Genomic DNA, 12,932 nt, shown 5'->3' on the forward strand with positions numbered 1-12,932 from the left:
AGTTGACCAAAGGGAACCATGCTCACGAAGGCGCACCTCAAGGGCTACCTCCTCGAAGAAGCCCTGGCCTGGCTGCTGCGCAACAGCGGCTACCGGCTCCTCGCTCACACGCGCGACGACCGTGCCGAGCTGACTACGTCCCAGGACGGCTCACTCGCCGTCCGCGGACGTGGCGCCCGCCATCAGGTTGACGTACTCGGGCAATTCGCGTTCACTCCCGCGTTCTCGCTGCCGGTCCGGATGTTTCTCGAGGCCAAGTCCTACAACGAGCGCTGCGGCCTGTCGATTGTCCGCAACGCCCACGGCGTCGTTCACGACATCAACCAGAACTTCGCCATTCCCGAGCTGAGGAAGCCGGCCAGCAGCGACCACGGGAATGCCCGGCCACGCCGCCGCTACCACTACGTCTACGCGCTCTTCTCCACCAGCGGTTTCACCAAGGACGCCCAACGCTTCGCACTCGCCCACCAGATATCCCTCGTCGACCTGTCCGGCGAGTCCTTCAAGTGGCTACGCGACAGGATCGGAACCGCAGCAGACCTTCTCTATACCGTCAGTACCCAGAACGGCATCACGAAGTTCCCGGTCAACTGGCTCCGGGCCGTTCTGCGCAACGAGCTCAAGACCGCAGACATCTCCGAACCAAGCGACATCTCCACGAACGCCCCCCAGTTTCGAGCAGCCGCGCTTCCCATCGTCCAGAGCTTCGTCCGCAAGCTCACCGAGAAGCTGGACACTGAACTCCTCCTAGGGTTTCCCGAAGCCCCCTTCATCATCCCCTTCGTCACCGCTGACGTCCCGCAGTTCCTCCAGCACGCTGACGCCCAGCCGACGCACCTCGTCCGCCTCTGGCGCACCGGCCATAACTCCGACGCCGAGTGGAACGTTGCCCCGGTCGGAAGCGGCCCCGGCTACCACCTCACGTTCAAACTCTCCCGCGAGATCGAGGAGTGGATCAGCGAGGTCGAAGACGACGAACGCGCCCGCACCATTTCAGTCAAGCGCGATTTCTTCCCATCCATCACCATCTACCGGGCCCGGCCGACCGGCGGCGTCGACACGTACCAACTGCGCTATACGTGGGAAGGACGACGCAGCCCCGAGGGAACCTGATCGCCTGCAGCAGCAACCGGGCGTCAGTGTTGTTCCGGTGGCGGTGTCTTGGACGCGAGCGCGCCAGGGGCTACGAACCTATCCGCGTGCAGCAGTGAGCTCAGGAAGACGTCGGCCGGCTCGGGCAGACGGTCGTCAACCCGGCTGGAGTTGTAGCCAGCCATGGTGGCTATCGCCGTGTCGACCTGCTCATCGCTCAGCGTGCCGTTCAGCGGGGTGAGGTGGTACGGCGGTTGTCCGGCGACCGGCCAGAACTCGAAGGCGGGGAGCGATCCGGTCTCCAGTACGGGGTGTATGACGATCACCGACCCAGTGTCGTGGACGCCCGCCCGGAGCGCCGCCGAATACCGGCTCTACTGGCAGCGAGCCGTTGCGACCGATGGCCTCCCACCCCGGTTGTGGTCCATGCTTCCTGGGTCCTGCATGATCGGTGCATGGTCGAACGAGTCATCGCAGCTTGTGACGGAGCAGTCAAGGGCAACTCGGGCCCAGCGGCCTGGGCCTACGTGGTCGCGGACAGCGCCAGCGTTCCGCCGCGCTGGCAGGCTGGTGCACTTGGGCACGGCACCAACAACGTCGGTGAGCTGTCGGCGTTGCAGCAGCTGCTGGTTGCGACGGATCCAGCCGTGCCGCTGGAGGTGCGCCTCGACAGCATGTACACCCGTGACGCGGTGACGAAGTGGCTGACAGGATGCAAGCGCAACGGCTGGAAGACCGCCGCAGGCAAGCCGGTGGCCAAGTGCGAGCTGATCCAGCGCATCGACGCGATCCTGGAGGGGCGGGATCTCACCTTCGTCTACGTTCCCGCCCACCAAGTGAACGGCGATCCACTGAACGCCATCGTGGACAAGGCCGTCAGCGACGCCGCCCGCACCCAGCAGGACGCCGGCGGGACTGCTACCAACCTCTCTGTACTGGAAGCGGCTCCGAGCTCTTCATCGCGTGGCGGACGCCGCTCGTCCTCGTCCCTGACGAAGCGGAGTTTTTCGGGCGGCTCGCGGACTCTGTCCGAGCGTTACGCCGGCGCCTGCCCGTGCCTCCGCCCCTACGCCAAGGGCGACAAGATCACCAAGGTGCGCAACAGCTGGGGACACCCGCAGTGCGCGGACGCCCACGTCTGAACACGGGCGCGCGGCGCCGGGCTCCGGCAGGATCTACCGGACGGCTGACCTGCTCGGTGGCGGTCGGTTGCAGTGCGCCGTGCCCGACCAAACCCCAGAATATGGAGACCAGGTGCCCATCTCGCCGCTCTCGGCCGCCTCGTTGATGCTCACCCCGACGGCCAACGGCCATGCGCTCGGAACGGCGACCGGCTTTGTGTACGCCCATGCCGGAAAGCAGTTCCTCATCACAAACTGGCACGTCGTGTCTGGCCGGAACCGGGTCAGCGGCCAGCCGATTCACCGGTCGGCGGCGACACCCGATGCCGTAGCGGTGCGATACCTGATGGATGCTGGTCGAGGCACGGCCAGCAACGTGATGCGTTGGACGGATATTTCCGAGCCGCTTCTCGGCGAGACTGGTGATCCGTTGTGGATTGAGCACCCTGTGTTCGGGCGTCGCGTGGACGTGGTCGCGCTGCCCTTGACACGAACCGGGGGAACGACGCGAGTGCCCTACTCCACCGAGATGACCGTGCAGACGCTGAGGGCGGGAGTGTCCGACTGGGTCAACATCCTCGGATTCCCCTTCGGTGTAGCAGGTGGTGGGTCCCTGGCCGTGTGGACCAAGGGCGGGATCGCCACCGAACTGGAGGTGGACTTCGAGGACATGCCCTGCTTCCTGATCGACTCGCGCACCAGACCCGGACAGTCCGGCTCGCCAGTCATCGCATACTCCCCTGGAGGGGCGACGGCTATGGCGGATGGCGGGACAGTGACGGCTTCCACCGCGATGGTCAACCTGCTGGGCGTCTATTCGGGAAGGATCAACGAGGAATCGGATCTGGGCCACGTCTGGAAGGCCACGGTACTTCGCACGATCCTGGAGAACGGCGTCCAGGGAGACAACGCGCTCCGCCCGGCCTCGCGATGAGGACGTGCAGAGCTCGGACGAGACGGATCTTGCGCGCTACTGCCCAGCCTCCGGCAGAGCGAATCCCCCGGTGGACGGTGGAGCGACAAGAGTAGTGGGCAGCCACTCGAAGAGCCTGGCGGCTTGCTCCACCGAAGACTCATCGATCCGGATACCCAGCATCTCCCGCCCTACGCGGAGCAGAGTGTCTGGCTGAACCATGGCGAAGGACCGCCCGGTTCGCTCCCGAAACTCCCTGCACAGCTCCACCCGCGGCCCGACGAGCTCCCCGTGGACCCGGCGCCACCAGTCTTCCTTGAGGTCCCCGGTGACCAATAGCACGTCCACACTCCGGTGCTGGGCCTCGCGCAGAATCTGCTCCCACATCACATAGTCGCTGGCCGCTCCGTGACCGGACTTGTGACGGTCCAGGTAGCCGGGAGGGATCTGCTCCTGAGTGCGGCGCGCGGCCTCCTCGATCGCTACTCCGTGGTCCGCAGCTGATAGTTCGGTTCCCACCCGGCCGGAAAGCATCGGCCCCAGAGCTTGGATAACCGGATCGTCTTTGGCGGCGTGAAAGAAATCGAGTCCGTCATCCGCCGAGTGCTCGACGACAGCCTCAGCCAGAGCCGCGTACGCAGAACTCAGGTCCTTCGTCAAGGCATCCCTGGAGGCTTCGTCGATCCCCTTCTGCTGCGCCCAGGATTTCACCGCATATAGGCTGTCTTGAGCCTTCTTCTCCAGGGTCTTCAAGACTTCGTCCAGGCCGCGACGGCGGTTCATCATCACGGGTTCGCGGTTGGCCCAGAATCCGGCGACGACCTGATGGGGAACCCAGAGCTGGTCGTTGATCCGGCTGAGCACCGATACGAGGTCCTGGCGCGTCTGCTGACGGTACAGGTACATCCTCAGCAGGATGCTGGTGTCGAGTACGACCAGCCCCTCGGACATGAGCCGACGGAACTCATCCGCGCTCGGAGCCAGGTACCCTTCGAAGCCGTCGAACAGCCCATTTCCCTGCCCTGCGCCAGACACTGCCGCTCCCGTCCCCTAGTGACGAGAACGAGGCTATCGGGTACCGGTGTGACAGCGCCTGATCGGGGGCGGTGACCGCCAGCACAGGTTGGTGAGTCCGGACGGGCCCTTCCGGTCTCAAGGACAGCGACCCTTGCACCCGGAGCTGGTGTCCCGGCGGACCGCAAACTGGGCGGTGACCATGGCAAGTGGGACTCTGCCGCCCGCTGCGCCTGGGGCGTGTGCACGGCTGGAGGTCGAGGGCGGCGAAGTGACTCTGGCAGGAGGTGCTGAGGGTGCGCCCGCCGGGCCCAGCCGGGGCAGCCTCCGCTCGTCGAAGCGGGAGTGGAGGCTGGGAAGCCTTCGAGTCCGGCGTCGATCCGGAGCGGTGCCGGTGGAGGCCGTCCCGCGTCGCAGGGTTGTAGCTGGGGGAGTGGCGGGTTTGCGCTGCCGTAGGCCACGGATGACGCAGTGCCAGGGCCTGCGGCGGGACGGTGACGGCCGCGTGGATCACCGGGAGAACGCGGTACGTTCCGCGTCAGCCGAGGTGGTCGGCGAGGCCAGCGGTGATCGGGCGCGGGCCGAGCCGGCGTTAGCTGGTGTGCTGTGCGTCGCGGTGAATGGAGACGACCTCTACGCGGGCGCCCATCCCTTGGAGGGCGGTAGCGGTGTGGAGGAGGGAGACCTGGGCGAAGGCGAAGAGGGAGTCCACAGTGATCGGTTGGCCGTCTTTGAGGAGGATGCCGAAGACGACGGTCGGGCTGGCGAAGGACCGGTCGACGGGATGGTCCGGAGCGTGTGCGTCGAGTTTGGCGAGGAACTTCTGCCGGGCTTCCTCGTCGTGGCGTACCGTCTCGACGGCGACCCGTCCCTGGGCGAAGAGGTGGTTGAGTGGTGCGGTGTCCTTGGCCTTCTTGACGTGAATGAGTTGGCCGTCAGGGCCGAGCACGTCGCAGATCTCCAGCCCGCCACCTCGCAGGCGCTTGGTCCGGACGGTGTCCTGGTCGAAGCGGACGTAGCCGTCCTGCTTGGCGACTTGCCTGTTGTACCAGTCCTCGTCGTGCTCCTCGGTTGGTGTCCAGGGCGGCAGGCTGACGGTGGCGGGGCGAGCGAGGAGCTCGGTGACGCGCCGGCGGATGGCGGCGAGGTAGTCGGCGCCGATCTCGTACCACTGGCCTTGCCAGTAGAAGTAGTGGACGCTTCCGTGCGGAACCTCGGCGGTGAGCCAGTGGTCGGCGGGTATCTTGCGGCTGAGTCGGTCGCTGCCTTCGGTGTCGGCGAACATCTCGATGCGTCCGTCGCGTAGTGCTCTGAGTCGGCTCCCGGGCGGCCGGTGGCGCACGGCGGCGACGAGGTGGTTGAGGTCGAGGTCTGAGAGGGTCCCCGAGGTGCCGGTGAGAGTCACCTTGAAGGATTCCGCGGAGTCGAAGCGGTCCTTGCTTTCGCTAGGGACGGCGAGTGCCATCCGCGTGGTGTCACCGATACCGAGCAGGGCGTCGAAGCTGGCGTCCAGGCTTTGGGCCAGCTCGGACTTGGCGCTCAGCGGACGGACCTGGGCTATGAACTCGAACTCCGGCAGCGGGTCTGCCCGTGCGCAGACCTTCTCGATCGCGTGCAGGTCGCGCAGCAGGTCTTCGGGGTTGACGCCGAGGTGGATCTTGATCGAGCGGTCGTTCCCGGTGATGTGAGCGGAACGGGACTGGTCCTTGGTGAAGGTGAGCGGGACCTCGCTGATCTGACCGGAGATCTGGCTGACTATCTCCCCGAACTCCTCGATGCCGAAGCCGCGGATGTTCTCGCCACCCGTCGCCGAGTTCTCGTCGGTCCGGCCGCGCGCGTCCATGACCTGGCGCCTGACCTTGGTGACGTGATCCTCGTGAAGGCAGCGTACGGCGAACTCGATACCGAAGCCGGGATCGATCCGGGCAGGGTCGATCATCAGGTGACCCATGCCATGGCTGAGCGCGTACACCGCCCTGTCGGTGCGCACGAGCAGAAGTCCGGCCGAGGTCCGGTTCTCCTCACGGACGGTGAGACCGCTCAGCGAAGCCAGAGCAGCGCACCAGTCGGCCGGTCCGGGAGCGATCGTGCCGGTCACCAACAGTCCCTGGAGAACGCCGTGATCGACCGCGTGGCAGTGGAAGCCCTCGCGTTCCAGATACCGGGGCACGACCATCGCCCTCAGCTCCCCCTCACCGACCGTCCCGCTGCTCCGCAGCCGGTAGAGCGAGGTCTTACGGGTTGGCGTCGTCTTCTTCGTTGTGCTGCTCATCAGATCAGCTCCTTCTGTTCGGAAAGTTGGTGTTTGCGCGGTCGGCCCAATCCAGACGGGTGGACAGGGGACGAGATCGTGGGTGGGTGCTGTGGTGACAACACCCAGGTGATGCCACGTGCCCCGCTTCCGACACGCACGTCCATGGCTGAGGTAAGGACTTGAGGGGTACGGCCCGGCGATCGATGTGATGAGGAGGACGGGGTACAGGAGCTGTTTGCTCACAATGAGGGTGCGGTCGATGTACCCCGGGCAGGGGGCGCTGACCCACCATCCCGTGAACTCGCTCGCTGGCCGCTACGCCACAGCCGACGCAGATGTAGTTGGGCCCGCACCGCTGCTTGACAGCACTGAATGGCCAACGACCGGGCATCGACACTTCGGCTGCTGGAACGGCGCCTTGCGACTGGCAGGTAGGTGCACTGGTACCTGGACGAGTGCGGGTGCCTGGGCGGCTCGGCAGTTCGCTGCTCCCGAAGGCAGTGAGAGCTGTCGGACCTTCCCGCTAGCCTCCCCTGAACCAGGCAAGCGAGAGGGCGGGGCGGCGTGGGCGCCAAGTCAGCGATGTTGATCTTTTCGGACGGGGATGCTGCGGAAGCCCTTCGGGATGCGCGCTCCACGGACAGTACGGCTGCTGCCGGACTGCTCCAGCGGATCCGGCCGGGCTGCACGGTGGAACCGACTGAAAGCGCGGCTCTCTGGGACGGCACCTACCCACCGGACGGTCTCTGCTATGCGGCGAGTTTCGAAGGTGTGGCGGTCGTTTGCGATCGATGGCTCATGCAGCATCGTCCGAGTCAGCTTCCCCGGCACGTGCTGGAGGCGGGCGGCGGGTCCCGTGTGTTCTTCCATGCCATGCACAGTGTTTCGGACGTCTTCTCGTTCGCGGTCTGGGAGAAGGGCGAACTCGTCCGCGCGCTCAGCCTCTCTCCGGACGCCGGGATTGTCGAGAACATCGGCGCTCCTTACGAGTTCGAGGCGCCATTCTGGGCCGGTGAGCGTCCCGTTGAGCCCGATCCGTGGTGGGGCGAGGACCAGCCGCCATACCCGCTTGCGTTCCATCCACTCGAACTGGGCGAGGAGGCGCTGCGAGCATTCGCCGGATTTGTACTGGAGGGCCGACCGTGCCCTGACGATGTGGATGCCGAAGCTGTTCCGCTGAGCGGCTTTCGCGTGACCGACGCGAACGGCTCCCATCCCGCTCGGATCGAAGTTGAGCTCGAACAGCGTGCAGCTGCCATGCGCCTGCGCCAGCACACGACCATTCGGTTTGACGTGGACCGCGGCGACACCGGGACGTGAGTGCGGCTGGGGGTCAAGGGGTCGCAGGTTCAAATCCTGTCGTCCCGACCGGCGTTTTCGCAGGTCGTAGGCCGTTTTCGCAGTGATGCGGAAACGGCCTTGACGCGTTTTCGGGGCCTTGTGAGTGCATTGTGATATCGGGGATCTGAGATGGATGTTCTCGCTCTCCGGGCGTAGGCATCAACTTGGCTTCTGTGTCGGATTTTTGGCTGTGGTGGGTTGTCTGGGGCTTCGGGCTGTGTGAGTTCCTGGTGTTCTCGGGTGGGGGAGCCGGGTGGGGGTGGGCGCTGGTTGGTCGGCGGTGGTGAGGGTGCGGTCGATGGTGTTGACGGCGTCGCGGGCGGCCTGGGTGGTGAGGTGGCCGTAGATGTTGGCGGTGGTGGACAGTGTGGCGTGCCGGAGCGTCTTGGAGACGATGGTGAGGGGCACGCCGGCGGTGATGGAGATGGTGGCGGCGAGGTGGCGTAGGTCGTGGATGGTGGTGCGGGGGACGCCGAACTCGCGGCAGAGCTGGTGGAAGTGGTTGAGGACGTATTCGGGGTGGAGAGGGCGTCCGTCGGGGCGGTGGAAGACGAAGCCACCGCGGATCGACCGGGTGGGTGAGGGGCTCTTGTCCTCGACCCGGTGGCGCAGGGCGACGGCGACACGCGGGGAGATGGCGACCCAGCCCTTGCTGCTGCGGGTCTTCGGCGGGGTGATGATCAGGTGGTTGTTGTCGACAGCAGAGAGCGTGTAGCGGATGTAGAGGACACGCTCGGGTAGGTGGACGTCGTTCCAGTGCAGGGCGAGGGCTTCGCCTTTGCGGATGCCGGTGCCGATGAGGACCTCGATGAGGTCGGCGAAGGCCGGGTCGGTGGCGCGGCAGCAGCGCAGGAAGCGAATGGCGTCCTGGACGGTCCAGATCTGGCGTTCGGCTGCGGCGGGCCGCGGGATGACGGTCGGCCGTGCCGGGTTGTAAGGGAGCCGGTGGCGTCGTACGGCGTCGCCGAGGGCGCTGGAGAGCGTGGCGAGGCAGCGGTGGACGGTTACTTGGCCGCGCCCGGCGTCGAGTTGGATGTGGACGAAGGCGGCGATGTGCGAGTAGCCGAGATCGTCGAGCCTGACCTGGCCGAAGGCGGGGATCAGGTCGTTGGTGACGTAGTCGCGGTAGCGGACGTAGGTGGTGGGCTTGAGGGTGAGCTTCTTGTCCTTGAGCCAGGAGGTGAGGTAGTCGGCGACGGTCTGATTGGGGTCGGCGTTGAAGCCGCCGGCCTGCCCTTCGGCCATCCGGCGTAGCGCGGCGTGGGCGGCCTCGGCGGTGGGGTAGCCGCCGCGGCGGACGATGTTGCGCTGCCGGTCGGGGGAGGGGAGGTCGAGGGAGAAGGTCCAGGTGCCGTGATCGGGGTCGGTGGCGAGCTTGGGGCAGCTGGCTCCGAGCTGCTTGCCGTTGTGGTCGCGGCAGCCGCACCGGCGGAAGATGTGCCCGGTGTGGGCTGCGGAGCGCATGATGATCGCCTCCAAAGGAGGTCGCGCGAATCTGCCATGCTCATGCTCTCGTGCTGCGGATCGAAGGTCGAGCAACGCCGCACTCACCCTGCTCTCACCAGGGAACCAAAAGGCGGTCTGACCTGGGTCGATCCCTTGTCGTGGCGCCAAGGGAGAAACGCTGAGGCCTCGTGTGACCGTGCCGATCGGGCACTGTCGAACACCGGGTGCTTCAGGTCAGCCGGTCGCGGTTGCGTGCGGCGGCCTGGCGGACGAGTTGGGCGAAGCGGGCGCGGCTGTGGTGCTGGTGCGCTTCGGCCTCGCGTTCCTCGTCATCGTTCTCGGTGTCGTCCTCCTCTTCGTCGTCGAGTTCGTCGTACTCGCTGTGGAGGAGCCAGCAGCCGTGGATGCCGGCGAGGAGGTCTTCGAGGAGGTCACGAGCCGGGCGCTTGGGGTCGAGCGGGGTCAGGCGCAGTGCGATGTCCTCGATGTCCGGCTCCTGGTCCTCGGGGTATTCGGCGAGGGTCTCCTCGAAGTCGTCGAGTTGTTCGCGCAGGGCGGTGGGGTCGGGCAGGAGGCCGTCGGCGACGTGCATGGCGTGGCGGACGAGGGTGGTGATGGCCTCGCGTGGGGAGACGCCGGAGTCGAGGAGTTCGAGGACGAGGGTGGGGGTCTCGTGGGGGAGGGCCTCGATGTCGTCGGCTTCGAGGAGGACCGCGGTGGGGTTCTGGCCGGAGGCGTCGGCGGCGACCTCGGCCGCGGCGGCCAGCCAGTGGGCGGCGGCGACGGAGGCGGCGGTGGGGTCGACGTCCGTGAAGAGGGCTGCGGGGCCGAAGGGGTCCTGTTCGAGGAGGTGGTCGGCGGCGGCGACCTGGGCGGGGGAGGCGTCCTCGCGGCTGAGGAGGACGGCCTGCTGGGCGCGGCCGGTGAGGTCGCCGAGTTCGGCGCTCTCCACGGCGGTGAGTTCGGTTGTGGCCTCGGCGAGGACGGCCTTGGTGAGGTCGGGGTTGTCGAGGGTGTGCAGGGCGCGGCCGACCTGGTGGGCGGACTCGACGAGGGGGCTGTAGGAGATGATCACCGAACCGCCTTGCGGAAGGTTCGGCCGAGTGATCGCCTCGGGCACCTCGTCGAACGCCTTGCGTTCTTGCTCGCGCCGCCAGCCCTCGCTGTTGGGTTCCAGGGAGTCGGCGGCGCTGGCGGGGCGGGTGTAGGTGTGCCAGGCGGCTTCGGACAGCTGGGTGAGGGCGCGGGCCAGGCGCAGCAGCGTGGCGGTGTTACCGGCGGGGATGGTGGTGATACGGGTGGCGAGGTCGCCTTCGCCACTGCCCCAGGTCGCGATCAGTTCATGTCGCACGGCATCGACGCTGTAGCGGGTCATGGCAGCACTCCTTGGGCTCGGTTCTGTCGTATTACCAACGGTCGAACTGCTCCGGCGGATATGGGGATCGGTAGGCTGCTGAACAAGGGGGCGCCGTTGGCAGGATGCTGCGGTGGTGAAGTGGCGATCGTGGGCAGCCCGATGATCTGGACCAACCCGACAGCCCGGACCACCCCGACACCCTCGGCAGCCGGCACAGCTTCGCCTCCTGGCGGGGGGAGGCGGGGGATGCGGCGGGAGCCGCCACGGACTTCGAACAGCTGCTGGCCGACATGGTGAGGGTGTTGGGTCCGGAGCACGCCAACACCCTCAACACCCGGAACAACCTCACCTTCTGGCGTGGGAAGGCGGGGGATGCCGCTGGCGCTGTCACCGACTTCGAACAGCTTCTGGCCGACCGGCTGCGGGTGTTGGGACCGGACCACCCCGACACCCTCACGACCCGGAATAGCCTCGCTTACTTTCGGGGGAAGGCGAGGGATGCCCCGATGGGTTTGATCAAGCGTTTCAAGGCTGTGTTTCAGCTGCCGGTGGTCGGCTCGGGGCCGGTGTAGGCATAGATTTAGCCAGCTCGGGAGTCAGTGGCGCGAACTGTCCTGTCAGCGTGCAGCCGGGCCAGCTGGACCGCCGGGCGCGCGTAGGCGTGCGGGTGGCGTCCCGTCCTGCCTGCGAAGCACGATCTTGGTTTGGCCATCAAACGGTCCGGCGACGACGTTGATGCTGACGGACGTGGTCAGGAGATCGTCGAGGTCCGGGCGGCGTCCGTGATGACAAAGGCGCCGCGGGCATCGGTCTCGCGGGCCCCAACCTTTTCCTCCGCCGTATCGGAGGAAAAGGTTGGAGTGCGACACCAAGTCCTTCAGTGGCTACTTGGATTCACGAGTTAGCCAGACTGAAACTGCGTCCCACATTTGAGAGAGCATGTCAGGCCGTGTCATGTCGTGGTGCTGGCACGGCAGTCCGGATATCGAAATCCTACCCAGGATGTACGGGGTCCATGCTGCGACCAGGGAGGCATTGCGCTCAATCGGATGCTCTGCGGAGATTATCAGCGCTTCCTCGTCAAGCGTTCCCGGTATGTGCTCCGATTGGAGCTTGACATTATTCTCTGCTACTCGCGCAATGGCAGAAATTTCATCATTTGAAACCTCTATCCCGGCGGCCTGTGCTTGCCGGCGAATCGTTGGCGTCATGTCGAAAGAGTCGCCGGGTTCCTGTTCCTCCAATTGAATCGTCGGGTGGGCATCCATCAGAACGAGTTTGGTCTCCATATCGGTCGCCTGGAGCTGTACTGCCATCTCGTGTGCGACGACCCCTCCGAAAGACCAGCCTATGAGGTGATACGGGCCAGACTTCTGGATGGTGCGGATTTTCTCAACGTATTCGGCTGCCATTTCCTTGACGGAGGCCGCGCGCTGATCCTGCCCATTGAGACCGCTAGCCTGGAGGCCATAGATGGGATGGTCTGCCGGAATGAACCTGGCCAGAGGCGCGTAGCTCCAGCTCACGCCGCCGCCTGGGTGAATGCAGAAGAACGGCGAAGCGTTGCCGCCAGGGCGGATTGGGAGCAAGACCTCGTCGCGCGCTGATGGCAGGGCCATCTGTGCGGCGACGCCGGCGACCGTTGGGAAGGCAAAGAGATCCCGGATACCCAGTTCAGCGCCGAGGGTGGTGCGGATGCGGGTGGCGAGGCGGGTGGCGAGGAGGGAGTGTCCGCCGAGTTCGAAGAAGTTGTCGTGGATGCCGACGCGTTCCAGACCCAGGACCTCGGCGAACAGGCTGCAGAGGATCTCTTCCTGGATGGTTGAGGGAGTGTGCCCTGACGTGTTCGTCTGGAGGTTGGGTGCGGGTAGGGCCTTGCGGTCGAGCTTGCCGTTGGGGGTGAGGGGCATGGCCGGCAGGGTGACGAAGGCGCTGGGGATCATGTAGTCGGGCAGGGTGCTGGACAGGTGGGTGCGCAGCGCGGTGGCGAGCGCACCGGTGTCGTCCGTGGCCTCGTCCGTGGTCTCGCCTGTGGGGATCACGTAGGCGATGAGGCGCTTGTCGCCGGGGGTGTCTTCGCGGACCAGGACGGTTGCGGCGGTGACCTGGGGGTGGGTGGTGAGTGCGGTTTCGATTTCGCCGGGTTCGATGCGGAAGCCGCGGATTTTGACCTGGTGGTCGGTTCGGCCGAGGTATTCGATTTCGCCGTTGGTGTTCCAGCGTGCGAGGTCGCCGGTGCGGTACATGCGCTCGCCCTTGGTGCTGTAGGGGCAGGCGATGAAGCGTTCGGCGGTCAGGCCGGGGCGGTTGAGGTAGCCGCGGGCGAGTTGGGTGCCGGCGAGGTAGAGCTCGCCGGTGACGCCGACGGGGACTGGTCGCAGGTTGGTGTCCAGG

General features: G+C 66.2%; 11 protein-coding genes. 5 read left to right on the plus strand and 6 right to left on the minus strand.

Annotation, left to right across the window (positions count from 1 at the left end; all coding sequences use genetic code 11):
- Positions 1-18 precede the first annotated feature (18 nt).
- On the plus strand, positions 19-1,113 hold the full coding sequence (locus tag ACIGXM_RS25425; protein WP_396564620.1) for a hypothetical protein: 1,095 nt from the start codon (positions 19-21) through the stop codon (positions 1,111-1,113).
- 23 nt (positions 1,114-1,136) lie between these two features.
- On the opposite strand, the gene ACIGXM_RS25430 is transcribed toward ACIGXM_RS25425, so the two are convergent.
- Positions 1,137-1,418, minus strand: a complete 282-nt coding sequence (locus ACIGXM_RS25430) for a hypothetical protein (RefSeq protein ID WP_396564622.1) — start codon at positions 1,416-1,418, stop codon at positions 1,137-1,139.
- Between the two features lie 129 nt (positions 1,419-1,547).
- Between ACIGXM_RS25430 and ACIGXM_RS25435 the strand changes: the two genes are divergently transcribed.
- Complete coding sequence (locus tag ACIGXM_RS25435; RefSeq protein WP_396564623.1) at positions 1,548-2,234, plus strand: ribonuclease H; 687 nt, start codon at positions 1,548-1,550, stop codon at positions 2,232-2,234.
- Positions 2,235-2,346: 112 nt separating this feature from the next.
- A complete protein-coding gene (locus ACIGXM_RS25440; RefSeq protein ID WP_396564625.1) occupies positions 2,347-3,147 on the plus strand; it encodes a trypsin-like peptidase domain-containing protein in 801 nt (266 codons plus the stop codon).
- A 36-nt stretch (positions 3,148-3,183) separates the two neighbouring features.
- On the opposite strand, the gene ACIGXM_RS25445 is transcribed toward ACIGXM_RS25440, so the two are convergent.
- Positions 3,184-4,077, minus strand: a complete 894-nt coding sequence (locus ACIGXM_RS25445) for a PIN-like domain-containing protein (RefSeq protein WP_396564627.1) — start codon at positions 4,075-4,077, stop codon at positions 3,184-3,186.
- A gap of 655 nt (positions 4,078-4,732) precedes the next feature.
- Entirely contained in the window at positions 4,733-6,412 is a 1,680-nt protein-coding gene (locus ACIGXM_RS25450; protein ID WP_396564629.1) for a DUF6119 family protein, read from the minus strand.
- Between the two features lie 546 nt (positions 6,413-6,958).
- On the opposite strand from ACIGXM_RS25450, the gene ACIGXM_RS25455 reads away from it, so the two are divergent.
- Positions 6,959-7,714: a DUF6928 family protein gene (locus ACIGXM_RS25455; protein ID WP_396564631.1), complete on the plus strand. Its 756-nt coding sequence runs from the start codon at positions 6,959-6,961 to the stop codon at positions 7,712-7,714.
- A gap of 180 nt (positions 7,715-7,894) precedes the next feature.
- Here ACIGXM_RS25455 and ACIGXM_RS25460 read toward each other — a convergent pair whose 3' ends face one another.
- On the minus strand, positions 7,895-9,199 hold the full coding sequence (locus ACIGXM_RS25460; RefSeq protein WP_396564633.1) for a tyrosine-type recombinase/integrase: 1,305 nt from the start codon (positions 9,197-9,199) through the stop codon (positions 7,895-7,897).
- 211 nt (positions 9,200-9,410) lie between these two features.
- Entirely contained in the window at positions 9,411-10,556 is a 1,146-nt protein-coding gene (locus tag ACIGXM_RS25465) for a hypothetical protein (RefSeq protein ID WP_396564635.1), read from the minus strand.
- Positions 10,557-10,702: 146 nt separating this feature from the next.
- On the opposite strand from ACIGXM_RS25465, the gene ACIGXM_RS25470 reads away from it, so the two are divergent.
- Positions 10,703-11,110, plus strand: a complete 408-nt coding sequence (locus ACIGXM_RS25470; protein ID WP_396564652.1) for a tetratricopeptide repeat protein — start codon at positions 10,703-10,705, stop codon at positions 11,108-11,110.
- A 312-nt stretch (positions 11,111-11,422) separates the two neighbouring features.
- Here the strand turns inward: ACIGXM_RS25470 and ACIGXM_RS25475 are convergent.
- Positions 11,423-12,932, minus strand: a 1,510-nt coding sequence (locus ACIGXM_RS25475; protein WP_396564637.1) for an alpha/beta fold hydrolase, incomplete at its 5' end; no start/stop codon positions are given.

It is taken from the genome of Kitasatospora sp. NPDC052896 (assembly GCF_044547075.1).
GTDB lineage: Bacteria > Actinomycetota > Actinomycetes > Streptomycetales > Streptomycetaceae > Kitasatospora.